This window comes from [Anoxybacillus] calidus (assembly GCF_013760845.1).
GTDB classification, from domain to species: Bacteria; Bacillota; Bacilli; order Bacillales; family Anoxybacillaceae; genus Paranoxybacillus; species Paranoxybacillus calidus.
In genome coordinates, this window is the sequence record NZ_JACDUU010000001.1 from 430,370 (window position 1) to 457,081 (window position 26,712).

Annotated in this window: 26 protein-coding genes, 9 tRNA genes and 2 pseudogenes; 24 read left to right on the forward strand and 13 right to left on the reverse strand. The window is 38.1% G+C overall.

Features of this window, described 5'->3' with window-relative positions; all coding sequences use genetic code 11:
• Positions 1-97 precede the first annotated feature (97 nt).
• Positions 98-1,765, forward strand: a complete 1,668-nt coding sequence (locus tag HNQ85_RS02405) for a glycerol-3-phosphate dehydrogenase/oxidase (protein ID WP_181535860.1) — start codon at positions 98-100, stop codon at positions 1,763-1,765.
• 28 nt (positions 1,766-1,793) lie between these two features.
• On the opposite strand, the gene HNQ85_RS02410 is transcribed toward HNQ85_RS02405, so the two are convergent.
• The 3 genes from HNQ85_RS02410 to HNQ85_RS02420 form a co-directional block, all read right to left on the reverse strand.
• Positions 1,794-2,588, reverse strand: coding sequence for an EcsC family protein (locus HNQ85_RS02410; RefSeq protein WP_181535862.1), 795 nt, complete (start codon positions 2,586-2,588; stop codon positions 1,794-1,796).
• 270 nt (positions 2,589-2,858) lie between these two features.
• A complete protein-coding gene (locus HNQ85_RS02415) occupies positions 2,859-3,302 on the reverse strand; it encodes an Hsp20/alpha crystallin family protein (protein ID WP_181535864.1) in 444 nt (147 codons plus the stop codon).
• A 109-nt stretch (positions 3,303-3,411) separates the two neighbouring features.
• Positions 3,412-3,699: a hypothetical protein gene (locus HNQ85_RS02420; protein WP_181535866.1), complete on the reverse strand. Its 288-nt coding sequence runs from the start codon at positions 3,697-3,699 to the stop codon at positions 3,412-3,414.
• A 267-nt stretch (positions 3,700-3,966) separates the two neighbouring features.
• On the opposite strand from HNQ85_RS02420, the gene HNQ85_RS02425 reads away from it, so the two are divergent.
• The 9 genes from HNQ85_RS02425 (at position 3,967) to HNQ85_RS02465 (ending at position 5,093) form a co-directional block, all read left to right on the forward strand.
• Positions 3,967-4,051, forward strand: a tRNA-Tyr gene (locus HNQ85_RS02425).
• A 27-nt stretch (positions 4,052-4,078) separates the two neighbouring features.
• Positions 4,079-4,152: transfer RNA gene (locus HNQ85_RS02430), tRNA-Trp, on the forward strand.
• Positions 4,153-4,159: 7 nt separating this feature from the next.
• Positions 4,160-4,235, forward strand: a tRNA-His gene (locus tag HNQ85_RS02435).
• A gap of 238 nt (positions 4,236-4,473) precedes the next feature.
• Positions 4,474-4,548 (forward strand) — tRNA-Gln (locus HNQ85_RS02440).
• A gap of 4 nt (positions 4,549-4,552) precedes the next feature.
• A tRNA-Gly gene (locus HNQ85_RS02445) sits at positions 4,553-4,624 on the forward strand.
• Between the two features lie 8 nt (positions 4,625-4,632).
• Positions 4,633-4,706 (forward strand) — tRNA-Cys (locus tag HNQ85_RS02450).
• 4 nt (positions 4,707-4,710) lie between these two features.
• A tRNA-Gly gene (locus tag HNQ85_RS02455) sits at positions 4,711-4,784 on the forward strand.
• A gap of 4 nt (positions 4,785-4,788) precedes the next feature.
• A tRNA-Ile gene (locus HNQ85_RS02460) sits at positions 4,789-4,865 on the forward strand.
• Between the two features lie 154 nt (positions 4,866-5,019).
• Positions 5,020-5,093, forward strand: a tRNA-Arg gene (locus HNQ85_RS02465).
• A gap of 148 nt (positions 5,094-5,241) precedes the next feature.
• Here HNQ85_RS02465 and HNQ85_RS02470 read toward each other — a convergent pair.
• From HNQ85_RS02470 to HNQ85_RS02485, 4 genes are all read right to left on the reverse strand, one after another.
• Positions 5,242-5,436 carry a hypothetical protein gene (locus HNQ85_RS02470; protein WP_181535868.1) on the reverse strand — a complete coding sequence of 65 codons (195 nt, stop codon included), beginning with the start codon at positions 5,434-5,436 and terminating at the stop codon, positions 5,242-5,244.
• Between the two features lie 176 nt (positions 5,437-5,612).
• Complete coding sequence (locus HNQ85_RS02475) at positions 5,613-6,068, reverse strand: CBO0543 family protein (protein ID WP_181535870.1); 456 nt, start codon at positions 6,066-6,068, stop codon at positions 5,613-5,615.
• Between the two features lie 591 nt (positions 6,069-6,659).
• On the reverse strand, positions 6,660-7,553 hold the full coding sequence (locus HNQ85_RS02480) for an acyl-ACP desaturase (protein WP_181535872.1): 894 nt from the start codon (positions 7,551-7,553) through the stop codon (positions 6,660-6,662).
• A 220-nt stretch (positions 7,554-7,773) separates the two neighbouring features.
• Positions 7,774-9,261: a flavin monoamine oxidase family protein gene (locus tag HNQ85_RS02485; protein ID WP_181535874.1), complete on the reverse strand. Its 1,488-nt coding sequence runs from the start codon at positions 9,259-9,261 to the stop codon at positions 7,774-7,776.
• A gap of 603 nt (positions 9,262-9,864) precedes the next feature.
• On the opposite strand from HNQ85_RS02485, the gene HNQ85_RS02490 reads away from it, so the two are divergent.
• Positions 9,865-10,065 (forward strand): cold-shock protein, encoded by a 201-nt coding sequence (locus HNQ85_RS02490; protein ID WP_181535876.1) that lies wholly within the window; start codon positions 9,865-9,867, stop codon positions 10,063-10,065.
• Between the two features lie 123 nt (positions 10,066-10,188).
• Here the strand turns inward: HNQ85_RS02490 and HNQ85_RS17480 are convergent.
• Positions 10,189-10,332, reverse strand: a pseudogene (locus HNQ85_RS17480) (STAS/SEC14 domain-containing protein); the annotation flags it as partial.
• 22 nt (positions 10,333-10,354) lie between these two features.
• Here HNQ85_RS17480 and HNQ85_RS02495 point away from each other — a divergent pair.
• The gene (locus tag HNQ85_RS02495; protein WP_181535878.1) at positions 10,355-10,621 is read left to right on the forward strand and encodes a hypothetical protein; all 267 of its coding nucleotides are present in this window, start codon (positions 10,355-10,357) and stop codon (positions 10,619-10,621) included.
• Positions 10,622-11,304: 683 nt separating this feature from the next.
• Here the strand turns inward: HNQ85_RS02495 and HNQ85_RS02500 are convergent.
• Entirely contained in the window at positions 11,305-12,546 is a 1,242-nt protein-coding gene (locus tag HNQ85_RS02500; protein WP_181535880.1) for an aminopeptidase, read from the reverse strand.
• A 99-nt stretch (positions 12,547-12,645) separates the two neighbouring features.
• On the opposite strand from HNQ85_RS02500, the gene HNQ85_RS02505 reads away from it, so the two are divergent.
• The 6 genes from HNQ85_RS02505 to HNQ85_RS02530 all read left to right on the forward strand — a co-directional run bounded on the left by HNQ85_RS02505 (position 12,646) and on the right by HNQ85_RS02530 (position 17,457).
• Positions 12,646-13,086: a GNAT family N-acetyltransferase gene (locus HNQ85_RS02505; protein ID WP_181535882.1), complete on the forward strand. Its 441-nt coding sequence runs from the start codon at positions 12,646-12,648 to the stop codon at positions 13,084-13,086.
• A 63-nt stretch (positions 13,087-13,149) separates the two neighbouring features.
• Positions 13,150-14,037: a 5'-3' exonuclease gene (locus tag HNQ85_RS02510; RefSeq protein ID WP_181535884.1), complete on the forward strand. Its 888-nt coding sequence runs from the start codon at positions 13,150-13,152 to the stop codon at positions 14,035-14,037.
• Positions 14,038-14,276: 239 nt separating this feature from the next.
• On the forward strand, positions 14,277-14,666 hold the full coding sequence (locus HNQ85_RS02515) for a VOC family protein (protein WP_181535886.1): 390 nt from the start codon (positions 14,277-14,279) through the stop codon (positions 14,664-14,666).
• A gap of 105 nt (positions 14,667-14,771) precedes the next feature.
• Positions 14,772-15,284 carry a DIP1984 family protein gene (locus tag HNQ85_RS02520; protein ID WP_181535888.1) on the forward strand — a complete coding sequence of 171 codons (513 nt, stop codon included), beginning with the start codon at positions 14,772-14,774 and terminating at the stop codon, positions 15,282-15,284.
• An 826-nt stretch (positions 15,285-16,110) separates the two neighbouring features.
• The gene (locus HNQ85_RS02525) at positions 16,111-16,890 is read left to right on the forward strand and encodes a YhfC family intramembrane metalloprotease (RefSeq protein ID WP_246326757.1); all 780 of its coding nucleotides are present in this window, start codon (positions 16,111-16,113) and stop codon (positions 16,888-16,890) included.
• 198 nt (positions 16,891-17,088) lie between these two features.
• Complete coding sequence (locus HNQ85_RS02530; protein WP_181535892.1) at positions 17,089-17,457, forward strand: VOC family protein; 369 nt, start codon at positions 17,089-17,091, stop codon at positions 17,455-17,457.
• Between the two features lie 99 nt (positions 17,458-17,556).
• Here the strand turns inward: HNQ85_RS02530 and HNQ85_RS02535 are convergent, their stop codons facing one another.
• The 3 genes from HNQ85_RS02535 to HNQ85_RS02550 all read right to left on the reverse strand — a co-directional run bounded on the left by HNQ85_RS02535 (position 17,557) and on the right by HNQ85_RS02550 (position 19,227).
• Entirely contained in the window at positions 17,557-17,931 is a 375-nt protein-coding gene (locus HNQ85_RS02535; RefSeq protein ID WP_181535894.1) for an ArsR/SmtB family transcription factor, read from the reverse strand.
• A complete protein-coding gene (locus HNQ85_RS02540; RefSeq protein WP_181535896.1) occupies positions 17,931-18,365 on the reverse strand; it encodes an SRPBCC family protein in 435 nt (144 codons plus the stop codon). The genes HNQ85_RS02535 and HNQ85_RS02540 overlap by 1 nt, the downstream gene beginning before the upstream one ends.
• A 373-nt stretch (positions 18,366-18,738) precedes the next feature.
• On the reverse strand, positions 18,739-19,227 hold the full coding sequence (locus HNQ85_RS02550; RefSeq protein WP_181535900.1) for a CBO0543 family protein: 489 nt from the start codon (positions 19,225-19,227) through the stop codon (positions 18,739-18,741).
• Between the two features lie 316 nt (positions 19,228-19,543).
• Here HNQ85_RS02550 and HNQ85_RS02555 point away from each other — a divergent pair, with 316 nt between their 5' ends.
• The 4 genes and pseudogenes from HNQ85_RS02555 (at position 19,544) to HNQ85_RS02565 (ending at position 21,996) form a co-directional block, all read left to right on the forward strand.
• Entirely contained in the window at positions 19,544-19,711 is a 168-nt protein-coding gene (locus tag HNQ85_RS02555; protein WP_181535902.1) for a hypothetical protein, read from the forward strand.
• Complete coding sequence (locus HNQ85_RS17990; protein WP_409994108.1) at positions 19,674-19,901, forward strand: hypothetical protein; 228 nt, start codon at positions 19,674-19,676, stop codon at positions 19,899-19,901. Before HNQ85_RS02555 ends, HNQ85_RS17990 begins: the two co-directional genes overlap by 38 nt.
• A gap of 68 nt (positions 19,902-19,969) precedes the next feature.
• A pseudogene (locus tag HNQ85_RS02560) lies at positions 19,970-20,481 on the forward strand (multidrug resistance efflux transporter family protein).
• Positions 20,482-21,381: 900 nt separating this feature from the next.
• The gene (locus HNQ85_RS02565) at positions 21,382-21,996 is read left to right on the forward strand and encodes a hypothetical protein (RefSeq protein ID WP_181535903.1); all 615 of its coding nucleotides are present in this window, start codon (positions 21,382-21,384) and stop codon (positions 21,994-21,996) included.
• A gap of 158 nt (positions 21,997-22,154) precedes the next feature.
• Here HNQ85_RS02565 and HNQ85_RS02570 read toward each other — a convergent pair whose 3' ends face one another.
• A complete protein-coding gene (locus HNQ85_RS02570; RefSeq protein WP_181535905.1) occupies positions 22,155-22,391 on the reverse strand; it encodes a hypothetical protein in 237 nt (78 codons plus the stop codon).
• Positions 22,392-22,605: 214 nt separating this feature from the next.
• On the opposite strand from HNQ85_RS02570, the gene HNQ85_RS02575 reads away from it, so the two are divergent.
• Both HNQ85_RS02575 and HNQ85_RS02580 read left to right on the forward strand, forming a co-directional pair.
• On the forward strand, positions 22,606-24,141 hold the full coding sequence (locus HNQ85_RS02575) for an McrB family protein (RefSeq protein WP_181535907.1): 1,536 nt from the start codon (positions 22,606-22,608) through the stop codon (positions 24,139-24,141).
• Positions 24,116-26,590 carry a restriction endonuclease-like protein gene (locus HNQ85_RS02580; protein ID WP_181535910.1) on the forward strand — a complete coding sequence of 825 codons (2,475 nt, stop codon included), beginning with the start codon at positions 24,116-24,118 and terminating at the stop codon, positions 26,588-26,590. Before HNQ85_RS02575 ends, HNQ85_RS02580 begins: the two co-directional genes overlap by 26 nt.
• Positions 26,591-26,712 lie beyond the last annotated feature (122 nt).

Genomic DNA, 26,712 nt, shown 5'->3' on the forward strand with positions numbered 1-26,712 from the left:
TTGTCAGGAGAACAGGAGAGACCATACATGCATGATAAGTGTCGGCTTGTCATGTTTGTAGTGGTCTCTTTTTATTTTTTAAGGGGGAGTTTGGAATATGTTTTCAAGTAGAAAACGTCAAATGTTTTTAGAGAGAATGAATGAAAGTGTATACGATGTGCTCATTATCGGAGGGGGGATTACCGGATGCGGCATTGCGTTAGATGCGGCAAGCAGAGGCTTGAAAACCGCACTCGTTGAAATGCAGGATTTTGCAGCTGGAACCTCGAGCCGTTCCACAAAGCTTGTTCATGGCGGGCTTCGTTATTTAAAGCAGTTTGAAATCAAAATGGTGTCCGAGGTTGGTAAAGAAAGAGCCATCGTCTACGAAAATGGTCCGCATGTTACGACTCCGGAATGGATGTTATTGCCGATTTATAAAGAAGGGACGTTCGGCAAATTTACGACATCGATTGGACTGAAATTGTATGATTACTTGGCGGACGTGAAAAAAAGTGAGCGGCGGAAAATGTTGAACGTTGAAGAAACGTTGAAAAAGGAACCGCTTTTGAAACAAGAAGGTCTTCTTGGTGGTGGCTATTATGTTGAATATCGAACCGACGATGCCCGGCTAACGATGGAAGTCATAAAAAAAGCGGCAGAACTCGGAGCGCATGCAGTTAATTATGTCAAAGTCGAAGAATTTCTTTATGAAGAAAAGAAAGTGATCGGTGTGCGCTGTGTCGATCAAATCAGCCTGCACTCTTACAACGTATATGCGAGAAAAATTATTAATGCGGCTGGTCCTTGGGTAGACACATTGCGCGAAAAGGACGGTTCAAAATCAGGAAAAACGCTTCGCTTAACAAAGGGAGTTCATATCGTGATTGATCAAAAACGGTTCCCGCTAAAGCAGGCGATTTATTTCGATACACAAGATGGGCGTATGGTTTTTGCCATTCCACGCGATGGAAAAACATATGTCGGCACAACGGATACGTTTTATAACGAAGATATTGCCAATCCAAAAATGACATCAAAGGATCGTGAATACTTAATAAACGCTATTAATGGAATGTTTCCAAGCGTTCACCTTACAGAAAAAGACATCGAATCGAGCTGGGCGGGATTGCGTCCGCTCATTCATGAAGAAGGGAAGGCGCCTTCTGAAATTTCCCGTAAAGACGAGATTTGGCAGTCTCCATCAGGGCTGATTACTATTGCAGGCGGGAAATTAACAGGATATCGAAAAATGGCCGAAACGGTTGTCGACTTAGTAATGAAGCAATGGAGTGAAGAAGGATACGGAACATTTAAACCATGCCAAACGAAAACATTGCCGATTTCCGGTGGGAATGTCGGTTCTTCCCATGCTTTTTTACAGTTTGTAGAGAAAAAGGCGATAGAAGCGCGGCAGTACGGTTTTACAGAACAACAAGGAAGACAGCTGGCGAAACAATATGGAGCGAATGTAGATCAGCTTTTTGAAATTGGCGAAAAATATAATGAAGAGAGCGGGATACCACGAGACATATTTGCAACCCTTGTCTATGCAATAGAAGAGGAGATGACTGTTAAGCCAGTCGATTATTTTATTCGCCGGACTGGAGCGCTGTTTTTCAATATTGATTGGGTGCGGAGATGGAAGAAGCCGGTCATCAACTATATGGCCAGTATTTTAAACTGGACGGAAGAACAAAAGCAGGCGTATAGTGAAGAATTGGAACAAGCGCTGCATGACGCAACGGTTCCATGCGATGAGTCATTGTTAAAAATAAGCATATAATTGAGAAAAACAGTGTCAAGAATTTTTCTTAGACACTGTTTTTCATTTCTGAAAGTTTTTCTAAAATTCGCCGTTTGCGGTATAACATTTTTCCTGATTCAGCAATGCCTTCAATCATTGATTTATTTAAGATGGCGCCAAAGATAATACCGACGATAGGAATCAGTTGAAAAAGCTTTTTCCAACCATATTGGTCACGGAAGGTCACCACCACTTCCCTCCAACCTTGCAGCTGTGAAAAAACTTGTTGATGTTCATGATGAATAGACGTTAATTGTTCGAGAATCGCTTTTTTGCCGACAATGTCAGCGGAGGAAAATTGTAAGCATTTAATAATAAAAATTCGTTCCTTTTTTTCTTTTGGATCGTATCCGTAAGCAATTGCGATTTCTTGTAATGTTTTTAAAGCAAGACCAAGTAGTGCAGGAATGTCGATTGCAAGCGTAAAAATGCCGCCGACACCGGTTGTTGCGCCTTGATATTGAGCAAACGTGGTGCGGGATTGCACGATTTCGTCACAGACGCGGTCCATTGTTTCAATAGGAAAATGCTTTACCTGCTCCAATGGTGGAATCGTATCATTTTGGGCAAATTTACTCAATATTTTTTGTTCTTGAACGAGATATTGTCCACCGGTTTGAATATAGCTGCCAATTTCATCAAGAAGCTGACCGACCTTTTTATGAATGAAGGACGGGGTCAGTTTATCTAATATTTTAAAAGGCAGTCGTCCAAGCCTTTCCCAAAACCATAAATCTTTTTGTTCTTGTTCCCAGCACTCTAGTTTCTTGAGTTCTTCTTCCAAAAATTCTCTTGTTTCCATTACTAACAACGCTCCTTTTATAGACAAGGTGTGCTAATTCTGCCTTTTTTATACGTTTTAGAAAATAAGATTGTTTCAATTTACCGCAAAAATTTGCTGCTCAACACACAGAAATATTTCCAAAAAGGTCATAATGCCCAAATGATTCGCGAAGGCAGTAGCTGAACAGAGGTTGTCTCAAAAAGAATAGGTCAGACTACACACCCCCTATATCATTGATGGCTTGTGTGAGGTCAGACCCTTATGAGACAGCTTTTTTATGACATATTATTAATGAAACTCAATATCGACGCGCTTTTTATGTTGGGAAGTCGTTTTCGGAATATGGATTTCAAGCACGCCATTTTTATACGATGCTTTTATGTTTTCGGTAGAAGCGTTAGTTGGCAAAGTAATGGAACGCTGGAACCGTCCGAAAAAGCGTTCACGGCGATGGAGTTGCTCTTCTTTTATATCTTGGTTGCGCTGGATGGTGCCGCTAATTGTTAACACATTATTGTTCACATCAATGTTCACATCTTCTTTTTTCTCAAGGCCTGGTAGGTCGCAAGAAACAATGTATTCATGGTCTGTTTCGTGCATATCGATGCGCGGCATGCTCATATGTTCTTCAAAGCGGGAAAATAATGAAGGAAAATCGGTTGAGAAGAAACGGTCAAAATCGCGTCTTATCGTATCGAAATGACGGAATGGATCGTACGGAATTAACGACATAAAAATCCCTCCTAAAGAATGAATTCGCTACATATTTTTTGCGAAAATCGCCGTTTTATGTGAAAAAAAGAGCCATGGGCGGCTCTTTTACGGTGCAGTTGAAGGAAGTTCAATAATGACTAATTTTATTCATAACTTCAAGATGCAGTTTAATTAACTCGAGTTTTTCATGATCGCTTAAGGAGGAGAGCATAATTCGCTGCAGCGCGATATAAAATTTCACTTCAGGAGACTGCCGCACGCGTGGATGCGTCATTTCATCGCGAAGTTCTTTCTCGATCGTTTCAAGCAATAACTGTCGGCTATTTTCCTCGTTTAAGTTTTGGTCATTTGCTAACGAACGATTTGACCATAGTTGGCGATAAGCGTTCAACAATTCAACAAAAGATCGCTTCATTTTAGGAAATCCTCCTTTCAGATTTATGTAATGTACCGATGAAGTTTAAGGGTTATGATAAAATTATACGTAAATAATAAAAAACTCGCTATGATATGATTTGTAGGTTGTCGCAATCGAAAATATATTGACAAAAACAATAGAACGTGGTAGATTGAGGAAGTCATGATCCTATCAAGCCGTTTTTGTTGAATTTTTATATGTAAAAATATATTGACAACCCCCTTTATTTGAATATAATAATTCTTGCTTGCTTTTAAAATATTTGGAGGGGTAGCGAAGTGGCCAAACGCGGCGGACTGTAAATCCGCTCCCTTTGGGTTCGGCGGTTCGAATCCGTCCCCCTCCACCATTTTACAATGAGCACAAAAAGAGTGATAGGGGCATAGTTTAATGGTAGAACAGAGGTCTCCAAAACCTCCGGTGTGGGTTCGATTCCTACTGCCCCTGCCAAGAGACGGCGGCTATGGCGAAGTGGTTAACGCACCAGATTGTGGCTCTGGCATTCGTGGGTTCGATTCCCACTAGTCGCCCCATTTCAATTGGTCCATTTAGGTATTTGTTATACTAGTGTCGAATGATTTTCGAAATTTCCTTGTAGAAATTTCAGAAATAATTCTGCGGTGTTGAGTCAAGAGACGTTATATAGTATTTGTAAGGTAAATAAGTCAATGTCGGATGATTTCCCCAATTTCCTTCTGAAATTTGTGAAATCATCCTGCGATGCTGAATCATGTAGCATACTCAAGGAAGCATCTCGTGAAGAAGATTCAATGGGCTATAGCCAAGCGGTAAGGCAACGGACTTTGACTCCGTGATGCGCTGGTTCGAATCCAGCTAGCCCAGCCAATATGCGGAAGTAGTTCAGTGGTAGAACACCACCTTGCCAAGGTGGGGGTCGCGGGTTCGAGTCCCGTCTTCCGCTTTTCAAATGGCGGCATAGCCAAGTGGTAAGGCAGAGGTCTGCAAAACCTTTACCCCCGGTTCGAATCCGGGTGCCGCCTCCATAGTGCGGGTGTAGTTTAGTGGTAAAACCTCAGCCTTCCAAGCTGATGTCGTGGGTTCGATTCCCATCACCCGCTCCATGAAGGGCCTATAGCTCAGCTGGTTAGAGCGCACGCCTGATAAGCGTGAGGTCGGTGGTTCAAGTCCACTTAGGCCCACCATATGAAATGTTCCATAGCTCAGTACGTCCGAGTAAGCATTTTTGGAATGACTACAGCGTACCAATCGAACTACGTCTTGAATAAGCTTACTGAGATTGGGATAGCGCTAGAAATTGAAAAAGTAGCAATAAAATCAAATATCATTTTATACTGTGTCCCAGTAGCTCAGCAGGATAGAGCAGCGGCCTTCTAAGCCGTCGGTCGGGAGTTCGAATCTCTCCTGGGACGTTACATTTACGGAAATCCCCGTTATATCAACGTTTTGTCCCGTTTGACCAAACGGTAATTATGCGTTGATGTCACGGGGATTTTGTTGTTATACCTCGGAGCCTTAACAAACAAAAGTAAAAAACGCCTGCCTAACGTTGGCAAGCGCTTATTTTGTTGCGTATTTCTTACGCGCTTCTTCATATTGATCGGTTAATTTGATAACCACGTCGCGGATATGCGAATCCCAGCACTCGCGGCAGTATGTATTAATATCCCGTCCATCAATTGTAATATCGATAAGTTCCGACTTTTCGAATAAGTTGCAGCAATAATCGCACATATCGGCTGTCTCGATTTTCATTCGAATCCCCTCCGTTAATAAAAAGCGAATATACGTTCGTATTATAACCGAAAATTTTACCGCCTGCAAGTTACAGACGGTTTAATAAACACTAGACTCCTGTTTAAATCATAATAACCGCATGTTCTTTCGGCGAACTATAATAATAAACATTTCCCCATATGTTACTTACTTTTTTATTGCTGTTTTGACGTTAACCAATGAATAAATTTGAGGTGCCATATGAGCATTCCATAAAGAAACGGATATAATATGGCGGAATACCATAAATTCCATTTATTGTGATGCAAAAAATTTGCTTTAAGCGCTATCCACTCGTAAAAGGTAGAGAAGATGGACCACAAAAGCAAATATAAAATTTTTGCTTTTTTTGAACCGTGATAAGGATACCAGTTTATGATAAGCATTGTAGCAGCAGGATATATTCCAAAAACCACTAATAAAGTTTTTCCTTCAATGAAATAAGGTTCAAAAAAGTAATACCAATTATATTTATCTGTAAATCGATCGACAAATTCTGAAACAAATAAACTAAATAAAATGGAAGAGTAATATTCATATGGAGATAACTTCTTTTTCATGAGAAAAGCAACAAGATTAAAGATGAAAATGGAAATAAAAAGAGTAACCACTATTATTCCCCCCGAGTTTATTATTGCGCTGATGGGGTATATTGATACTTTCAAAAATCAAAGAAGTCGACTAAGGAGTTGGCTCTTTTTGATTGCGCTGGCCTCTCAAGCTCATATCTATTTCCATTTTCTTATGCTGCTATCAATTACTACAAAATATGTTCAACCCTGGTATAAAAATTACGGGGCAATTTTTTGTAATCTCTGGGTAAACCAAAACGTCTGTCTAACGTTGTGAAGGGACTTAATATAATAAATGTTAAGCTCTGACTTATCCAATCCCCTAATTACGCCTTTTAACGCGTTAATCGCATGTTCTTGCGTGTAGCAATCGTCATACATGGAATTAACAATGCGCAACAGGCGCAGTTTCAGTTCGACGATGGAGCGTGTTTACCAGTTAACATCCTACTCAATTCTCTCAATAACCGCCGCTAAATCTTGATATCATGCGCTCGCTGAATCGCAGCACTTTCCAACTATTTCTGCGTAGATAAGCGTCTTTTCGCCGAGCATGAGCTTTTTGTTGTAAAACGATAAAAGCAAAGGTTCAGACTCTGACACATGGACAGATTGTAAGTCTAAGAATATTCATTTGTTGCTCCTTGAAAATCTATCACGTATTTTTTTCAATCTTGCATGATACTCTAAGATCTCAATTCTTGCTTTTTCAGCTAGAGGTGCAATTGGTCGCAAGTCTTTTAATCTCCAATAATCAACAATGACATCAAGCACTTGATCAAAATATTGAAGCGGACCATAATTCGCTTCTTTTGCAATGACAGCCATTCGATTTTCAAAGTCAGGCATCACAGCACCTGGCATTTTAAAATTCATAATCACGTTGGCAATGTGATAGCAATAATTGGGTTCCAATTCCAAATGCTCCCGAATGACATCCCGATAGAACGCATAATGAAGTGTCTCATCTTTGGCAAGACGGCGTAATAACGTAGCAAGATCTGGATCATGCTTGCTTGCAACCTTGGCTACATTATTGTAAAACACCATCGTTGCAAGCTCTTGTAACGTCGTATACGTCATCGCTTCAATTGGTGTATGAAAATTAGCCGTAAATCCATTCTCAACGACTGATTTTCTTAACTCATGTAACCGTTTAGGATTAACATTTCGCGTGAGCAGCAAATAAGTCTCTAATAAATCAGAATGTTGATCTTCTTCTGAAGTCCAAGTATGGATAAAATCCGTAATAACAGAAAGGGATCCTTTAAAGGTTTCGGATAAATAGGTAGTAAACCATGGTAAGTTTACTTCTGTTAATAGAGCGGTTTCAATAGCAGTAATCACACCGGAAGGAAGAGTAACTTGACTTTCATCCCAAGGAACTCTTTTAAAGTCCATTCCCTTATCCCATGGTAAAAACTCATGATAGCCCCAATCAATCTTCTTTGCTCGTTCTTTATGTTGTTCATAAAGTTCTTTCAAACGTGGCTCTAATCGAAAATCTAAATCGTTTGTTAGCATAGTATTCTCCTTTTCTCACTCTATTTAGCAAAATAAAAACTCGTCACCATTTTTAACGTAAATGGGAGTTCGCAATAAGATGATGATCGATAACGAGAATGATGTTAACGCTCCTGTTAATCATTGTAAGTTTTAGTATTGTACAAACCGGGTAAAAGTATAATTACATACAGAATGGGAGGGGGTGTTTCTACACCATTACCCTCTTTTTTATTGGTCATTAGGACTTATATGGGGTTTTTGGTAAATTATTGACTTCATATGCAACATGTATTCCGGACTCGATTGCACCTTGGATCCAACCGTGGGTAGTTGAAGCATGTTCGCCAGCAAAATGAACCCTTCCTTCAGGAGTGGAAATATAAGGAGATAGTTCGGTTGCTTGCTCTGGTTTAAACATCGTGAAAGCTCCGCCAGAATAAGGATTTCGAACCCAACTGAAGCTTGTTCCTGTTTCAAACTCACGATATACTTGTTTACCATGTATGGTGGCCAAGTTTTTTAATACATATTCCATGCGAAATTCACTGTCCAAACTGTCCCAAGGTATCGCATCATCTTCCCATGTATAACTAGCTAAAATAACACCCGATCCTGTTGTACCGAGGTTATGACTCGGGTATTGACTATACGTAATCGGGAGATCAGTAACGGTTTTCCCACCATACATGCCTTCTTTTTCCCAGAACCTACTTTTAAACTGGATGCCTGTCTTTGTAGAGCCCACATAGTGAAGTTCTTGAATCGCCTTCCATTTATTATAAGAAAAAGAGTCGTGTGGTTCAATCTCCACAAATTGTAAGATGGAAAAAGGAATGGTCACAATCGCAAGATCACCGGTGATTTGGAATGGCTCCAAGATTTTTGTATGGACCGAATGAATCGTTACTTGGTTGTCGTGCTGCACAATTTTCCTCACCTTTTGTCCAAACATGATATTCTCTTTCAATTGAGGGACAAATGCTTTAGGAAGTTGGTCGTTCCCACCCGTAATTTCATAGAAACGAATATTAGGGGTAAACAAAATCATTAGTTCACGTAACATTTCCAGGAAAGAAAGCTCTAGAAATCCTCCAAGTGAAAGAATTACTTTGATCATATCGATGGCACCTGGAGATAACGAGACTCCAACTGGGTTATATTTCAAATAAGTTTGCATCGAGTATTTATCAAATTCTTTTATGACCAAAGGCCAATTTCTCCGTGGGTTTTGGTTAATAAAATCTGTCACAGGTTTGATTGCTAACTGAAGCAACTCCGTAGCCGTTTTCCCTCTTTCATGTGGGGCTACCGGAAAGCCAAAAATATCAGGGTTCTGTTCATACAGCTTTAAACGAGTTTTGATCCCTCTAGCATGGAGAATATCGTTAGGAGTACTGTTGAAAAACCTATTAACTGGAAGACGGAATTTGTTTATATATTCCAAAGTCAAAAAATGAATATGAGGAATACGCATCGCGCCAGCTTCAAGATACTGATCATCCCTAAAATCGGATCGCAACGTATAGATTCGTCCTCCTACCCTCTCCGAAGCTTCAAGAATTGTCACGTGGTGTCCAGCTTGCTTAAGCAATGAGGCCGCGACTAGTCCTGCCATACCTGCGCCAATAATGATAATCTTCTTCGGGATTTGGGTTTTTGGAAGTCCATTTCTGATGATCGAAATCATTTGCTCCGTTGATAACTTAGGAAATATGTAGCTTGACATCCTTTCACTCCTCTACGATGCTCATCAGACCATGAGCTGATAAAAAGATGGCTTACTGTCATCTTATTCAGCTGGATCGTAAAGATATGCAAAAAAGGAGCAGCATACATGCTGCTCCTTTCAGACTGTAGACAAAGTCGACAAGCTACATACATTCTAAAAAATCATCATCCTGCGTTACGATATCCATCCAATGCATAAGAAATTGACTTTCTATGCAAAGGTGGATTTTTTCATGTTATTAGATGGTGCGCTTCAGGAGTTTTTTTATCACATTCAGGTCAAAAATTACACGGAACGAACAAGGAAAGGAAACAAGGCATTAATAGCCCCGAATAGTGAATACAATCTGTAATAAATTCCTAAGAGGCATAAATTGATTCTAAATAACGGAATATTTTTGCTTTTATGTTAGAAAAGTGTTATAGTGGTTTTAAACCATTTTACTTTTAATACAATTAGAGATTTAAACATGCTATAACTTCCAAGGGGATAGCAAGGTTAAATCTCCTCAGGGGTTGCAGTTTTTTACGTCTTTTTATTACTTGCGAAATGGTTAAAAATGGATATGTACATGAAGGTACATTTTAGGAGGATTTTTTCATGCAAAACGGTAAAGTAAAATGGTTTAACGCTGACAAGGGTTTTGGATTTATCGAAGTTGAAGGTGGAGAAGACGTATTCGTTCACTTCTCAGCTATTCAAGGTGAAGGCTTTAAGTCTTTAGAAGAAGGTCAAGAAGTTACTTTTGATGTTGAACAAGGTAACCGCGGACCTCAGGCTACTAATGTAAGAAAGAATTAATTGAAATTTGGGAGGAGGGGATTCCCTTTTCTTTTTAAGGGGATTCCTTTTTTTATGTTGTTAGGTTTTTTATTTTTTGTTTTGTTAAATATTTATATTGATTTTAACGTTCTTCATTTTTAGCTAATACAGGCAACTTAACCATTTAAAAGCATCTTCATAGTTATCAAAAAATTTCACTGATTCTTTTGGATTTGATTGTCGCAAGTAATTCATGATTTTTCCTTCTTCAATGAGAAATGCCGTTGCAATACAATGTTTGAGAATTGCAAAACTTGGAGGTGGGCAGTTGAATAAAAAAGCTCATGATGCTAAGAATATGCTAATTAATATGATGCGGACCTATCAGACTAAGACAGTGAAAGAGACGGGACAAAAGCTAGTAACGATTAGGAATGAGATTAAGCAAACTTTAAAGACAGGCAAGAATCCTGAGGGGAAGGTTGTAACCTCCAGCCAAACGAAAGAACTGCGAAAACTCTTACTACATTATAGAGAAGAGTTAGAGCAGTTAAAACTTCATACTAAGATTTATAAAGAGGAAAAAGGAAATTAAGAATAGAAAATGTAACAGGGAGTCAGAAATAGCTCTCTTTTTTATTTTGAAGGATAAAAAAAGACTGAGGAGATATAAGTTTCCTCATTTAACATGTTCACCGAGAAGTCTCCCACCTCTAAACAACGCGTAGGTGGGAGAGGTTCATAAGGTATCAGTTAAATAAAAAATGCGTATCCGTGTAATGATGTACACTAAAATCAGCATTCTCATTATGCTAAACATAGTAATTTCAAATACATTGGATAATATCGTAAACGCAGATATATCAACGAAAACTTATCGAAACGCTTAAAGACGACGATGATGTTCAGGAAGTGTACCATAACCAAATATTTAAATTATAAACCAAAGACAGAGAGTAACGTACAAGCTCCCTGTCTTTTTTGTTTTGCCCTACCCTGAAATAGCTGTGGATAACTTTTGCTGTTATTTCATTCACCGATTTGCCAATTATTATTGGCATGGGTGTCTGTTAAAGAATGTTGTTGATTTTCTTGTTCAAATAACAGGGCGGAACGATTAGCACACTCTTCTATCCACATCACATTGAATCAATATAGCCACGTCCTTCCAAGTATGCAGAAAGACGTGGCTAGAAAGTTAGATAACCTAATTGAAGGGTAATTTTTCAGTTTGTGACCACTATGAGGCAGTGTAAGTGGAAAGTATGATCATTTCAATTACTCCAATTCAAATGCCCAGTTTCCGTTTCGGAAGATTGGTTCGCGCTTGCCGTCTTTTGTGACGCCGTCAATATTCAATTCAGCGGAGCCAATCATAAAATCTTCGTGAATTAAGCTATCATTTGCTCCGGATTTTTCCAGTTCCTCTTTCGACATTGTTGCCCCGTTTTTTAAGTTTGTTGGATAAGCTTTTCCGAGAGCAAGGTGGCATGCGGCATTTTCATCAAAAAGCGTGTTGTAGAAAATGACATTCGAATTTGAAATCGGTGAATGATGCGGTACTAACGCAATCTCACCTAAACGGCGCGCTCCTTCGTCTGTGTCTAATAAATGTTTTAATGTTTCATATCCTTTTTCTGCTGTAAAATCAACAACAACCCCATTTTTAAAAGTCAATGTAAAATTGTCAATTAAGTTGCCTCCGTAATTGAGCGGTTTTGTATTGCGAACGACTCCGTTTACCCCGTCTTTATGTGGCATTGTAAATACTTCTTCTGTCGGGATGTTTGGGTTAAACCGAACTCCGTTTTTACTGATAGCTGCGCCACCGTGCCAAACATGATTTTCTACAAGCTCGACAGTTAAATTTGTTCCTGGTCCTTCATAAACTAATTGTTTATATTGCTTATTGTTTAAAAACTCAACCATTTTCGTGAGGCGGTCGTTATGCTCCTGCCACGCTTGAATCGGGTCTTCCAAGCTGACGCGGGTGACATTGAAAATGACGTCCCATAGTTTTTTAATCGCTTCTTCTTCATTTAAGTGAGGAAAAATCTTTTTCGCCCAAGCCGGAGTTGGCACGGAAATAATGGACCAGCAATTGCGGTCTGACATTAAGGCGCTGCGGTAATTCATTAACGCCGTTGAGGCGGCTTTGTTGAAATTTGCGATTCGCTCTGGCTGGATATCTTTTAATAAGTCTGGATTTGGTGAGTAAATGGATAGGAAAGCTGCTCCTTCCTCGACAAGCTGCTCCCTTGCTTGGGCTTTCCACTTCGGAAATTCGTGAAACGCTTCATCTGGTGCGTGTTTATATGTAATGTGTGTAAGTTCTTCATCGTTCCATTCGACGTATACGTGTTTAGCGCCGGCTTCATACGCTTTGACAGCAATTTTGCGGACAAGTTCGACTGCCTCTAGCGGAGCAGTGATAAAAAGAGTCTGTCCTTTTTGAATGTTTACGCCAACACGAACAGCAAGCGCTGCATATTTTTCAAGATTTTGTTCAAACCCGCTCATGAAGTTTCCTCCTTTTCATGAAAATGGAATTATATAGACTTTTAGTATAATATAGAATACGCGAAAGATTCAAATTTTACAAACGAAAGGGCGATTACTATGTTTCAATATCGCGTCTACGAGGGACAGTTGCCGAAAACAATTGCCGAACAAATTCGCTATCTTTATGAAACGATCTTTCAAACATCGGCAGAGCGAATGATGGAAAAAATGAACAAAGTAGAAAGTTTGCTCGTTCTTGCCGCTTTCAAGCAGGAGAAAGTCATCGGCTTTAAAATCGGGTATGAGAGTAATTCTGAAGAATTTTATAGCTGGATTGGCGGAGTGAACCCTGCTTATCGAAAAAAAGGAATCGGCTCGACATTAATGAACATGCAGCATGAATGGTTAAAGAAACGAGGTTATAAAATTGTTACGACACAAACTAAAAACAAATGGCGCGCGATGTTAATATTAAATTTGCGCTATGGATTTGATATTATAGGAACATATACAGATGAGAAGGGAGAGCCGAAAATTATTTTGCAAAAGCAGTTATAACAAACTTTTTTGAGCAGTCTCAAAAGTGGAGACTGGAGAGATTGGAAATCATGGAGGTTCATTATGGAGAAAAAATATCATTTATTACTCGTTGATGGAATGGCATTGCTATTCCGTTCTTTTTATGCAACAGCGATGAGCGGCTATTTTATGTTGAACAGTAAAGGCATTCCAACGAATGGGATACATGGCTTCGTTAAGCATTTGTTAACAGCGATTCATACGTTGAAACCAAGCCATGTTGTTTGTTGTTGGGATATGGGGAGCACGACATTTCGTACAGAATGGTTTCCTGATTATAAAGCGAACCGTGGTGAACCACCGCTGGAACTTATTCCACAGTTTGACTTAGTAAAAGAGGTCGTTGCCGCGTTTGACATTCCTAACATTGGTGTGTTGGGTGCTGAAGCAGATGATTGTATTGGCACGATTGCGGCACAATTAAAGAATGAGGCGCACATTTCGATCCTTACTGGTGATCAAGATATGTTGCAATTACTTGAAGAAAATGTCAATATATACATACTTGATAGAGGAATCGGTAATTACAAACGGTATACTTTAGAACGCTTTTATGAAGAAAACGGAATTTTTCCGAAGCAGCTGATCGATGTTAAAGCATTAATGGGTGATGCGAGCGATAACTATCCCGGTGTGCGCGGAATTGGCGAAAAAACAGCCTTCAAGTTAGTTCAACAATACGGTTCTGTTGAAGGGATTCTTGAGAATATCGAGTCGTTGACAAAAGCGCAACGGAATAAAATTACACAACAAATTGACATGCTTCATTTATCCAAAAAACTGGCAGCCATTTATTGCAGTCTTCCGATTCAATTGCACATGGAAGATGCGCAGTTAAACATCGATGATGAAAAAGTACAGGCAGCATTTCAGGAGCTAGAGTTGCGCGGGCTAGATACTTTGCTTGATAAAGTTTTAACATACATCTAACGAAGTTAAACGGTAGGCCGTCATGAAGAGGGGGATGTGCACAGATGGCACAGCTCCTCTTTTTTATCATACATAACCGTTCAACGGGGAGCAGCGGTAAGGGAGTCGCTCGAAATTGTATAAAAATAGATTGCTAGAAAGGAAAGATATGGTATTCTAATAACAAAAGGCAATGGAAGATCAATGGCATCGTGTCGATATATAAATGAGAAGTTAGTAGTTTTTGGAGGAGGAGAAAGATGAACGTGCAAGGATTCAGCCATGTAACGATTAACGTAAGCGATTTAAACCATTCGCTGTCATTTTATCTCGATGTTCTAAAGATGCGGCTTGTTCATCGCGGGCGGAAAGACGCTTATTTAGAGTGGGGCAGCGCTTGGATTTGTCTGCAGGAACGCCCGGAAAAGGCGAAGCAACGAGAACAGCTTGGAGTCGATCATGTTGCATTTTACATTGACGAGAAAGATTTCGATAAGGCGGTAAAGCAATTGCAAGAAAACAATGTCGAAATTGTCCGCGGCCCGATAAAGCGTGGACTTGGCTGGTCGGTTAATTTTCTTGACCTGGACGGCACACAGCTTGAGCTACATACATCGACGCTTGCGGAACGGATGAAGGTGTGGCAGTAATGGGAAAGGAAAAATCGCGCAATTCTAGCAAACTGTAAATTGACTTTTTAATGCATCTTTATTACTATATAATGGCATTAATGAGTTTACTTGGAGGATTAGCGAATGAAAATCACGTTAGCGCAATCTATTAATCTCCTCTCTTTTCTTAAGAAACGGTCATATGAGTTGGAAACGGAATTGTTCGAAATTCATACGATTACTGTTCCAAAAGGGGAAACGTATATTCCGCCTGAACGGACGGTTGAGCAGGTTCTTGAAGAGTTAGCGGAAATTCAGAAAGATGTACTTGAGTTACAGGAATTGATTCATAAAACGAATATGCAATATACGGTGGAATGGGATGGTCAAAACATTCCGCTTATTCGCGCGATTGAGACGGCGAAAGTGTTGCGTAATCAAATTCACTTGTATAAGCGGCTTGGCGAGACAAAACAGAGAGAATATTATGGCGGAAATGTCGTCATGGAAATGGTCGCTTTATTTAACCCGGGCGAATATAAAAAGGCAGCGGAAAAGTTGTCCCGGCAAGTCGAATTGTTGTCCAGCCGTATTGATAAAGTAAATTATACGGTCGAAATGGAAGTGCCGCTTGCCGATAAATATTTAGATGCGTAGGTAGCTTTAAGGGCATTTAGAAAAGTGCCCTTATGGGTGCCTGGGCACCAAACGAGAGCGCAGAGAAGTGTAAGCATCCCTTATCTTTGTGGGTAACAAAGAAGAGAATAGTCAGTAAGCTCTTATGTGGGAACGCGACCGGTGAACGTTAAACGTGTTACGAACTTACGATTTACAGGTTACGAACGGGTTATTGTTTTTGGTAAATCATCCATTCGCTTCGTTCTCTAGCTCTCGTATCAAACAACTTAATCGAAAAAGATGGTTAAAGAGTCACTGTCTATCGAGACATGGCTCTTTTAACATATTATTTACTTAAATATTCCATTTTTGTTGTACAGTCATCCATACATGATCTATTTGTGATACATAGAAAAGGAGTACAACATGAAGGACATTTGGATTCGCTACAAAAATGATTCGTCAAAATCGCTCATATACGCAGGTTTTTTTCTTAATGATGCGAATATGAAAGAAATTGAAGAAGAAGTGTAGGCATTTTTAAAAGAGGATGTAGGGAAAAATATTGGAATTACTCTTGTTGGCTAGAAGATGATATTAAATATGACCGAAGAGTACGAAAAAAAAAATCGCTATGTCCCAAAATTTGATGAAATTCTCTTTTTGGGGGCGATACCACCACAAAACATCGAACGAATTGGACAATGGTATCATGGCATTTTTACACCGCAGATTCATTTGAAAAATACGTGAAAGAAGAGTATAAACAAAATTATATGAAAATCTTAAAACTTGTATAAAGAATGAGTTGACAATGATGGAATATATTATTTGAAAGACACTAATTTTTATGGGGGAGTTTATATTGATTAGTTCTTTTACGATGACAGGCATGATCATTCAGCTTCTCATTTCACTTTTATTTCCGATTGGTTTGTTGATTTATTTGCGAAAAAAACAGTTGTTTTCATGGAAGCCACTGGGTGTAGGGATTCTTATTTTTATTTTATTTTCACAAGTTCTTGAAAAAGCGCTGCATTTTGTCATGATTGATGCAAGCGGCCCGTCTTTGAAATGGACGGACAGCGTCTTTCTTTTTGTTTTATATGGGACATTAGCGGCAGGAATTTTTGAAGAACTTGGCCGCTATTTCGGTTTTAAATGGATGTTGAAAAACAACCGGGAATACAAAGACGGCTTGTCGTTTGGGTTAGGACACGGCGGGATTGAAGCGATTTTAATCGGTACGTTAGGTGCGATCAATGCGCTTGTTTTGGCGAATTTAGTGAATTCAGGGGCATTTGATGCGACGGTTGCTCCTGCGCTTCCAGCAGAACAAGCCGCATTCCTGAAAGAGAGAGTGCTAAACACTGGATTTGATGAGTATCTATTAGCCGGTATCGAGCGGATGGCAGCGATTTCATTCCATATTGCGATGTCGCTTTTAGTTTTGCTTGGCATTCGCCAAAGCCGTTTTATCTTTGTTATTTACGCGATTCTTTTGCATGCGCTGATGGACGTTGTGCCGGCACTTTATCAAACAGGAGTTGTGACAAATGTTTGGATTGCTGAAGCGGTGATTTTACTGTTTGGTATCGCTGCCTTTATGTTTACGCTGAAAATAAGAAAGAGATTTCAAGTGTAAAGATGCATTAGGATGCTAATGCATCTTTTTCTGAGCCAAAACATATGGGCTATGAGTGTTGCTGCGTTTTTTTATCATCTCTTTTGCCCTAACCGTGTTTTTGGCACAATCTATTAAATGTTATAATAAATATGTTAGGTACGTTTCGAATAACGGATTCCTATGAAAAAGAAATTAGGAAAATGGGGGAAAGTGTCGTTGAAAATTCAAGTAAAACGTTTAGACCATGTGCAAATTTGTATTCCAGTAGGAGCGGAGGACGAGGCACGAGCATTTTATACGGATTTATTAGGATTTACCGAAATCGAGAAACCAGAGACATTAAAAACAAATGGCGGTTTATGGTATAAAGTTGGTGATATTGAGCTGCATATCGGAGTCGAAAACAGAGACGGATATAACAGTAAGAGCCATCCGGCATTTGAAGTTCAGAATATTGAAGAAGTGAGACGTTATTTAGAAGAAAAAGGTGTACAAACGTATGATGAAAAACCGATTCCAAATGTCATTCGTTTCTCATTCCGTGATCCGTTTCACAATCGGATTGAGTTTTTAGAGAAACAGTAAAGCACGTGGGGACTCCGTCGCAAAAATCAACCTCTCCCTTCTATTATCCACTTCGATGAGGGAGAGGTGATGGAAATGTTGACCATTCTAATCTTCTAGTCACGAATCCTTAGATTCCTCATTGGATTCAGGCATTATCAGATTTAGCTTGCCGATTTCTTCGTTTTCTACAAAATATTTAAGCATGGAAATCTTGTTGTCCCAAAATTGCTCGAAAAAGGAAAGCCACTCTTTGAGTTCGAGCAGCGCCTCTGGCTGGAGCTTATACAATTTCTCCCTTCCTGCTTTCTCCACACTTACAAGTTTTGATTCTGAAAGGATGCGTAAATGTTTAGAAACGGCTGTACGACTCATAGGAAAATGCCTGCTTATCGCGGTGACAGGTAATTTCTTATCAGCAAGAAGTTTGAGGATTTTACGCCGAGTAGGATCAGCAATAGCTTGAAAAATATCATGTTTTTGCGCCGCAGACATTAACCTTCAACTACCTTGCGCAGTTTCTCATTAACAAGCGCTTCCCAACCATTGTCCATTCGGTTTCTTATTACTGAATGTGTTTCTCCTGCTTTTGGAATAATCTCATGCGTCTCTCCCCAACCGGAGTGAATGAGTGTAAATTCCGTTTTTCCATTTAGTTCCTTTAATTCAAAAGAAACACGCCAACCGGATGTATCCCATGAAAAGGAAAGGCGATGAGGCGGGTCGAGTTCAAGAACTTTGCAAGGTGATGGTCCAAAAGGTGTCTGCAAAGTAAATTCATGTCCAACTTTTGGCTCGAAATCATTCGGCATAAACCATGCGGCGATTCCTTCTGAAGTTGCTACTGCTTCCCACACTTTTTGAATCGGTGCATTAAATACAGCCGTTTTTCGAATGTCTGGAACTTTGCTTTGATTATTGGTTTGCATCTAACGTACCTCCATGTTGCATTAATATGTAACCAAAAGGTTTCGTATTGATTATATGAAACTTTTTGGTTACATGTCAATCTTTTATGATCAAGAATAGCCATGAAACAGCAGTGGAACATTTATATTTAGAGTTTTTTGGAAAAAGGAAAATCCCACGCCTAATGCTCTATGAGAAAGAAGAAAGTCCTCTTGAGGTGGCAGCTTTATATGGAGTATGTCATCGAATCAAAGAATCAGCTGGTCTCCTGATCGATAACAAAACGAAAAAATATCAAGATGAAAAGGAAAAAATTGAGTTAGTTAAGGAAAAAAGGGGACAATTTTAGAAGAGGAGTAATATAAAAGATTTTATAGCGCGCTATAAAGCACGCTATACCTTTGATTGATCCATTTTGTTTATCCATTGCATAAGGATACGGACAAAAAGGGATAGAAGAAAGATGGTTATAAACGAGTGCATCCATGTCCATGTATGGTAATGAATTAAATCGGTATATTTTTCACAAAAAACCTCAATGATCGTTAACGCAGCGGTATACAATGCACATTGTACAATAATACCTAGAAATCTTGAATGATAAGTGGTTTGAAATAAATAAACACACATAATTGGATATAGAAAGGATTCAAAAATAATGCTGGTTTCGAAATATTTACTTAAAAACCTTACAGGATATTCAATCATTTTTTCTTTTGCAACAAAAATGCCAATAAATGTTGAAAAATAAGCTTTCATCAGGAAAACTAAAATCGTGTCTTTGATGATTGGTTTTCTTTCTTTGATTAATGGTTTTCGGAAACTGAAAAATAATAAGACAATTCCAATGATAAAAAATGACCACAAAATGATTCTGTCCATGGATCAATTCGTCTCCCATTGTTCATTTGCTTTATCGTTTATTATACCCAAGTAAAAATTAAATATTTATCAATGTATAAAAAGGACTTTAGGCTTCTTCAAAAGCCGAAAACGTTGATTTATCAACCATGTATAAAATCCTGCATAAACGGTAAAAACGGAAGAAATGAACCACCTTGGGCGCTAAGTGGGGATTTATACCAACTTCCTAAAAGAAATGTTATGTAAATAGAAAGTTGTTTTTAACATAGGTTCAGATCATGCAGCGTATATTTTCAAAGAAATCCTAATAAAAAAGCTTAAAAGAGGTGGATTTTTGAAAAAACATTATCGATATGCTGGATTACTTTACGGAGCTTTTCTTTTTCTAGGTATGGGTATTGGTATGCTATTTGGAAAGCCGAGTGTAGGTATTTTAGTCGGAATTGGTTTAGGATTACTTGTAAATGCTATTATTGCTATACGTTATAAAGATAAAGAGTGAAGTAATTACTGATCGATTATCCTTACTGATGTCACCAACTCCTCCTGAACTGCAACGAGGAGTTTTTATGCTGCGTCTTGTTGTATTACCAGGTTGGCTTATTGCCGGAACAAGGCAGATTACCATTATATCTGGTTTTTTGTTCATTCCATTTTTTTACATGCTATTGAGGCAGCAAATGGTCCTTTAAAAGTAAGAGGGAAATGACCGGTTAAGGGTCTTGCTATATCACTCCTTATTCTTCTAGGAATAGTCTTTATGCACGTGGGACAGGCAAATCATCTTTCTTTAAAAGAGATATTGTTAGTTTGCATACTTGTAATGATTGTGTCATTTGCTTATCCACTTGGTAATCGGAAAATGATGGGTATATGTGTCGATCGTTTAGATGCTTATCAACGTGTACTGGGTATGACATGAGCTAGTTTACCATTTTGGTTTTTGCTTTCGTTGTATCGTTTATTCACTGCGGGAGTACCGAGTAAGGAACAAACGATACAATCTGTTTTAGCCGCGGGGGCATTGTGACGCTACTCTTCTTCTGTGTAACTGATAATGGTAAGAGGGAGCGGCAAAAGCTAGCTGCTGTTGAAGCAACACAATCTATGGAGGTGCTTTTCACAGTAGCTGGAGAATTCATTTTGTTAGCTTCTCCATTTCCTTCCGCTTTATCTTGGTGTGGCATGTTTATTGTAATGTTTGGTATGGTTTCACATAGTTATGCTTCACACAAAAGCAAAGTTACCGATAAACAAGAGGTCAGTGCCTGAAATACACGATATACATTTGTTTGAAAGCTGCTCATTGTTCCTTAACATTCTAAAAAAAAGGGCCAACCATTTAAAGGTTGGCTCTAGTCATAAATATATAATATAGGGGTACTTCATGAAGAAGGATATATGCTATTTTACTAAAAAGCGTTAAATGGTTAAAGGGCAATTTGGATTATTTATTGTTCCTAAAACTTTTTATAATAGTATGTCATATTAACTAGCGATGCATGAGATATGCACTTGTTTGTGATTACTTTTGGAGTATGTTCAAGTTTGATAGACTTTTGCACTAAAAATGAATCATGCTCTATACATAAAAAAGGTTCTGAAGTTTGGGAAGTTTATTCACTATTTCTTTCTAAATCTTTTCTCAGTATATAGACTAATAAAAAGACGATGAGAAAAATGAATTCAGATAAAAACGAACCTTTTGAGGAGAAAGGGTGTGCATCATTGGAATTGAAAGAATGCGTCAATCGTGTCTTTCGAATTCCTATATTTTTAATTAACATGTTTTTCGAGAAGTCTCCCTCCTCTAAACGGAGTATAGGTGGGAGAGATTTCATGAGAAAGTTATATATCAAATATATTTCGTATTGAACTGCTGGCATTATACATCACAAGGAGAATGGCTATGAAGGATATCTGGGTTCATTATAATAACTGATGCCTTAAAGCACTATTATATTATGAGGATCAACGTGTTCACGTTGAAACTGGAGGGGTTGAAGAGAGTGATACGATCAAGTTCAGCGGCCGTTTTAGAAAAGGTTTATACAGAATGATGGAAAATTGGTTTCACGAGCATATTCAACTTGGGAAAGTCCCGGAATTAATACGATGGGGATATGGAATTTATTATAAAGGGCCAAACTGTTCCGTGATGTACATCACTCTATGATTGCTTACCACACTACAGAGCGGGAAAATAGAAAATCGATTTTGCAGAACGGTTTGTTGCCAAATTCCCAAAAGGTCCAAAAAGATGTGCAAAACGCCAGTCGAATGTTAGATAGCATAAAGCCAAAGTGGATTCCTGACTGGGTAAAGCGTATGAATGCTCTTTATCTGTATCCGGAAATAACGGTTGATTTTTTATTGATGATTGGTTATCCATCCAGTGATTTATATGCTGTGAAATTACCCAATAATAAAGGGTGGATGGGCAGTCAATTGTATGGCGGGTTTTGCCTAACCGAATGCCCGCTCGAGGAAATGGATGAAGAAGATCTTCTATTTATTAAAGAAGATGTCGGCAAAAAATATTGGAATTACTCTTGCTCGTTAGAGGACTTCATTAAGTATGATCGGCGAACAAGAAGGAAGGATCGCCATGTTCAGGGGGATGATGAGATTCTTTTCTTTGAGCGAATACCGCGAGAAAACATAGAGCTAATCGGACAATGGGATGAAGGAATTTTTGTCCCAAACGACCTGTTTGTAAAGTATGTGAAGGACGAGTATAAAGAGGAATATATGAAAATATTAGGGGCAGTAAGAGGAGAAGAATAATAGAGAGGGATTTTTGTTTTTTTCAAAGCCTGTGTTCAGCACTCAGTTTTAAGCTCCAGCTTATCAAAAGCTAAATCAAGAAAAGCAAGATGAAAAGAGCAATGGTGAGGAAGACTGAAATTGTTTAACGCCTTGGCAAAATATTCGAATGAACGTTTTCAATACATTCCCGTTTCTTCGAAGTACACTTCTCCATTGCATGAGTAGTATACTTTTCCAATTAATATCCCTTCTTCATCATAGCGATGCCGTTCCCATGGACTGGCTAAAATCTCATATGCTTCTTCTAAAGTTACTGTTGGGTCAAATCCAAAGGCGTGGGCATCCTCGACATAACCTTCAGCAGCTACTCGTTTAGCCTTTTCGGATAGTTCGGTGAATTTGTAGAGGTTCATATATTTACTCCCTCTTTACGTTCCATAATTTAGTAAACTGAAAAATGGATGTTAAACTCTCTGATTTATTATAGATCAATCTATTAAGCAGATCCATCAAAGTATGCAATTAGCGTTGTTATAAAAGATTTGAAGACGATGATTTGATAGAAAATAATTGGTAAAAATTTTATAATAGTTTCAAATAGTAATGACAAAGTTAAGGTGAAGAATGATGTTAAAAGAAAAAGCAAGTTGGTCAAAGCCTAATATTCCAAACTTAATTGGTCGTAAGAGAGTAGATCAATCTATATTCGATTTTGGTACTACTATTCCGATTGAATTTCATGAAGATTTCCAAATGGCTAATAATAACCAATATATTAAAAGGGGGGAGAGAGAAAAAGTAACGCTGTTGATCGATGAAAAAGAGTTTGATGCTTATTTATATAATAAAGATAGAAATACACCTTCGGACACTTTACAGATTGTGTACAATAGCGATTTGAAAAAATTTTTCACCGAAACGTTTCATACTTCCTATACATATATTCAAGAGCAAAAATCTAAACAAAACAAAATGATTGTAGTACCGGATCATCTCGCAGAATATATTGAATTTTACTCCACAGGTAAGCCATTTGTATATCGTTTAAAGTTAGTCACAAATAACTCTAATACTAAATTGGATATTTCCGAAACACTAGATTATGTGTACAGATACATACAAAGCAAAGGGTTTACTTACGAACGAAATGACATAATCAATTTTTTCTTATCACTAAAAACTAAACCTTTCGTGATTTTATCTGGAATTTCCGGAACGGGAAAAACAAAAATGATTCAATGGTTTGCAGAAAGTCTCGGAGCCACGGAAGAAAACGGTCGTTTTACACTTATTCCTGTTCGTCCTGATTGGAGCGATGGTTCCGATTTGCTTGGATATACTGATATTAAGGGGGAGTTTGTGAAAGGACCTCTTACAGAAGTGTTGATCAGCGCAAGTAAGAATGAACATCTTCCGTATTTTGTCGTGCTCGATGAAATGAATTTAGCGCGTGTTGAATACTATTTCAGTGATTTATTAAGTGTTATGGAAAGCCGTAAGTGGAAAGATGGAAAAATTGTTATCTCAAGCGTATTATCACCAAAGCGTTTAGGACAACCTTTACCGATTCCACCTAACGTCTATTTTATTGGTACAGTTAATATGGATGAGACAACGTATCCATTTAGTAAAAAGGTACTTGACCGTGCAAATACGATTGAATTTAACGATGTGTTTCTTGACCGGTTTCACTTTGTCCAACAAGACAGTGCACTTGAAAGTCTAATCATCACGAATGATATTTTAAAAAGTGACTATCTTCATATAGTGGATTGCTATGAGGAAAATAAAGATATTGTGCATCAAGTGACGGAAGAGCTAATAAAAATAAATGCAATTATTGAAGAAATTGGTGCTCAAATCGGCTATCGTGTCCGTGATGAAATATGCTTTTATATGATTTATAACAAACGAGCAAATCTGCTTTCATTTGAACAAGCGTTAGATTTTCAAATTCATCAAAAGATTTTACCTCGAATTGCTGGGAGTAACCCACGTACTCGACGAGTATTAACTGAACTATATAAATATTGTGCAAACCAAGCTTATCGTGAAGAAGAAGTCATTGAAATCTCGTATATGCGTTTTCCTAAGTCAACTAAAAAAGTGCAAACCATGTTACGGAGGCTTGATGAAGATGGGTTTACTTCCTTCTGGTTCTAATTCAGAGATTGTTGAACTCATAAAAATTGAAACAGCCCATCTTTCTTTAGTGATGAAAGGGAAGCTTCCTAACTTGAAACATATCGCTTTAAATCTACATACAAGCGAAAAAATGTTTTTTAACTGTACAGGTAAAAATATTGAAAGAATTGAAGTATTTGATAGAAACGTGAATAAACTTACTCCCCATGGAGAACATAGTCCCATCTTTTTTGAAAATGAATTATATGAATTACTTGTTATATCAAAGGAAAACAAACAATTAACGTTCTATCATGAGCACCCACGATTACGTACAGCGGTAAGTGCATCGAAAATTGGTACACAAAATTTCTTAACGGGAACGTTACATTTTCAAAACGAAATCGGTTTTTCTACTTTTGAGATTTACGATGGAACGGAATGTTTATTATCAGTTACGATTGAAATTTTTCCAACAAAGCTAGATTATAAGGAAGATTACAGACGTTTACTGCATGAAGTGAATGATGAAATCTATAATTTGGCCTATCATTTTTTGAAAAAAACATATCTCCATGCAGGTTCTCACGAAAGTACTAATCCAACGATGAGTGAATTTTATCGCCTGCTGGAGCACTATTTCACTCGCTTCATGCATGCCGTTGAGCAAATTAAAAGACAGCCGCATCATGAGTTAACAAAGCAATACGATAAAGTTCGCGGCGAAAAGATTAAGAGAATGGATTCTTTTTGCCGTAGTTATTTACATAGGCGACCATATCTGTTTGTTGAAACGAAAAATGGAATCCATATTCATAATAAAACACTTATACCAACGGCAGGGCTAACGATTAAAAAAGAAATTTCTTTTGATACACTAGAAAATCGTTTTGTGAAATGGATGATGCAGCGGCTGAATTATAAAATGCAGGATTTATATAAGGAGATTCAACGTCCTCGACGCTTTCGCGAACATGATCCGGATGAACATTTAACAAAAAGAATCGTTAAGTGGATGCAACAAATTGAGAATGAATTATCACGAAGTTTTTGGAGAGAGATCGGGGAACTTGACCGTTCTATTTTTTCACTTGTCATCCAAATGGCTCCTGGTTATCGGGATGCGTTTGAAATGTATACGTTGATGCTACGTGGGCTTTCGCTAGAAGGCATTCAAATGAAAATGTCTGTAAAAGACGTTGCCAAGCTTTACGAGTATTGGACGTTTATTAAATTAAGCCAAATTTTAGCTAAAAAATATTTGCCAATTGAACAAGATATTATAAAGGTTAACAATAATGGATTATATCTCACATTAGATGAATCCAGAACTGCCAAACAAACATTTATCCATCCGAAAACGAAAGAAAAAATCACATTATACTATCAAAAGTCAGTTGGAAATCTCCCAACTGTTACCCAAAAGCCTGATATGGTATTAACACTAGAGAAACAAGGAAAGTCCTATACGTATAACTATATATTTGATGCAAAGTATCGGATTGATTACAGCGATACTAGTCAACCATCACCCGGGCCTTTAGAAGAGGATATCAATACAATGCATCGTTACCGTGATGCGTTAGTAAGTGAACAGAACGGTCCATACGAGCGCACCGCATTTGGTGCGTATGTATTATTTCCATGGAATCAAGAAGAATTATATGAACAGCATCATTTTTACAAAAGTATTGAAAAAGTTAATATAGGCGGATTTCCGTTTTTACCGAATTCCACTCGGCTACTTGAACAGTTTATCGATCATTTGGTGGAAAAAAGTTCAGAGGAAATCCAAAAAGAGGGAATTTTACCTCGGGGAACATATGAAGAATGGCAATCTTCACTAGATGAAAGAGTATTAGTCGGAGTTGTAAGAAACGATAAACAGCTTCAAGCTAACTTAAAATATGGATTTTATCACATCCCTGTTCAACGCTTAAAGAGCGGCTGGCAAGAAGCGAAGTATGTTGCTTTGTACATTACAAAATACATTTCTGAAAAAGAAAACGGTATTTTGTATTATGCAAAAATTAAAGACGTACAGATCGTAAAACGATGCAACATTAAAGAACTTCCGAGTCAAAGTCAAGATGAGTATGTGAAATTTATACTAGAACCATGGGAGAAACTTGAACGAATTATTCGACCTGTACGATATGGTATTCAAGTATATACAATGACGACATTAAATACGTTAAAAAGCGCTCATACGTTGCCAGAGTTATTCATGAAGTCGAGAGAAGAAGTAACGCTTTGGAGAATGCTGAGAAGACTGACGAAAGATATTCAGATTGAACTAAACGATACTTATTTAGATAGAGCTAATGAAATTAAGGCGTTTCGTTTTAACAATGTTACAATAAAAATGGAAAGAGACAATAAAATATTAAAACTGGACAATGGAATAATTGAAAAAAACATACCATTTAATGAACTAATTTATCAACCGACAAAAGTATTCAAGGAAATTATAAACAGTATAGAATAATAAAAAAGGTAGCCCTAAACTTAACAGGTTCCGTTTTCGGGTGCAAAATAAAAAATGACATGCAAAATGACGTGCCAACTGACAACCATTTTGGCACGTCATTTTTTATTGTTATAACAGGA

Coding starts and splice junctions, on each gene's coding strand:
- HNQ85_RS02540 (WP_181535896.1), bottom strand. CDS start 18,365: ATGCAAACCAATAATCAAAGCAAAGTTCCAGACATTCGAAAAACGGCT.
- HNQ85_RS02490 (WP_181535876.1), top strand. CDS start 9,865: ATGCAAAACGGTAAAGTAAAATGGTTTAACGCTGACAAGGGTTTTGGA.
- HNQ85_RS02515 (WP_181535886.1), top strand. CDS start 14,277: ATGAACGTGCAAGGATTCAGCCATGTAACGATTAACGTAAGCGATTTA.
- HNQ85_RS02510 (WP_181535884.1), top strand. CDS start 13,150: ATGGAGAAAAAATATCATTTATTACTCGTTGATGGAATGGCATTGCTA.
- HNQ85_RS02415 (WP_181535864.1), bottom strand. CDS start 3,302: ATGTCGTTAATTCCGTACGATCCATTCCGTCATTTCGATACGATAAGA.
- HNQ85_RS17990 (WP_409994108.1), top strand. CDS start 19,674: ATGCTATTATTGCTATACGTTATAAAGATAAAGAGTGAAGTAATTACT.
- HNQ85_RS02485 (WP_181535874.1), bottom strand. CDS start 9,261: ATGTCAAGCTACATATTTCCTAAGTTATCAACGGAGCAAATGATTTCG.
- HNQ85_RS02575 (WP_181535907.1), top strand. CDS start 22,606: ATGTTAAAAGAAAAAGCAAGTTGGTCAAAGCCTAATATTCCAAACTTA.
- HNQ85_RS02580 (WP_181535910.1), top strand. CDS start 24,116: ATGGGTTTACTTCCTTCTGGTTCTAATTCAGAGATTGTTGAACTCATA.
- HNQ85_RS02500 (WP_181535880.1), bottom strand. CDS start 12,546: ATGAGCGGGTTTGAACAAAATCTTGAAAAATATGCAGCGCTTGCTGTT.
- HNQ85_RS02410 (WP_181535862.1), bottom strand. CDS start 2,588: ATGGAAACAAGAGAATTTTTGGAAGAAGAACTCAAGAAACTAGAGTGC.
- HNQ85_RS02405 (WP_181535860.1), top strand. CDS start 98: ATGTTTTCAAGTAGAAAACGTCAAATGTTTTTAGAGAGAATGAATGAA.
- HNQ85_RS02505 (WP_181535882.1), top strand. CDS start 12,646: ATGTTTCAATATCGCGTCTACGAGGGACAGTTGCCGAAAACAATTGCC.
- HNQ85_RS02535 (WP_181535894.1), bottom strand. CDS start 17,931: ATGTCTGCGGCGCAAAAACATGATATTTTTCAAGCTATTGCTGATCCT.
- HNQ85_RS02550 (WP_181535900.1), bottom strand. CDS start 19,227: ATGGACAGAATCATTTTGTGGTCATTTTTTATCATTGGAATTGTCTTA.
- HNQ85_RS02520 (WP_181535888.1), top strand. CDS start 14,772: ATGAAAATCACGTTAGCGCAATCTATTAATCTCCTCTCTTTTCTTAAG.
- HNQ85_RS02565 (WP_181535903.1), top strand. CDS start 21,382: ATGATTGCTTACCACACTACAGAGCGGGAAAATAGAAAATCGATTTTG.
- HNQ85_RS02470 (WP_181535868.1), bottom strand. CDS start 5,436: ATGAAAATCGAGACAGCCGATATGTGCGATTATTGCTGCAACTTATTC.
- HNQ85_RS02480 (WP_181535872.1), bottom strand. CDS start 7,553: ATGCTAACAAACGATTTAGATTTTCGATTAGAGCCACGTTTGAAAGAA.
- HNQ85_RS02420 (WP_181535866.1), bottom strand. CDS start 3,699: ATGAAGCGATCTTTTGTTGAATTGTTGAACGCTTATCGCCAACTATGG.
- HNQ85_RS02570 (WP_181535905.1), bottom strand. CDS start 22,391: ATGAACCTCTACAAATTCACCGAACTATCCGAAAAGGCTAAACGAGTA.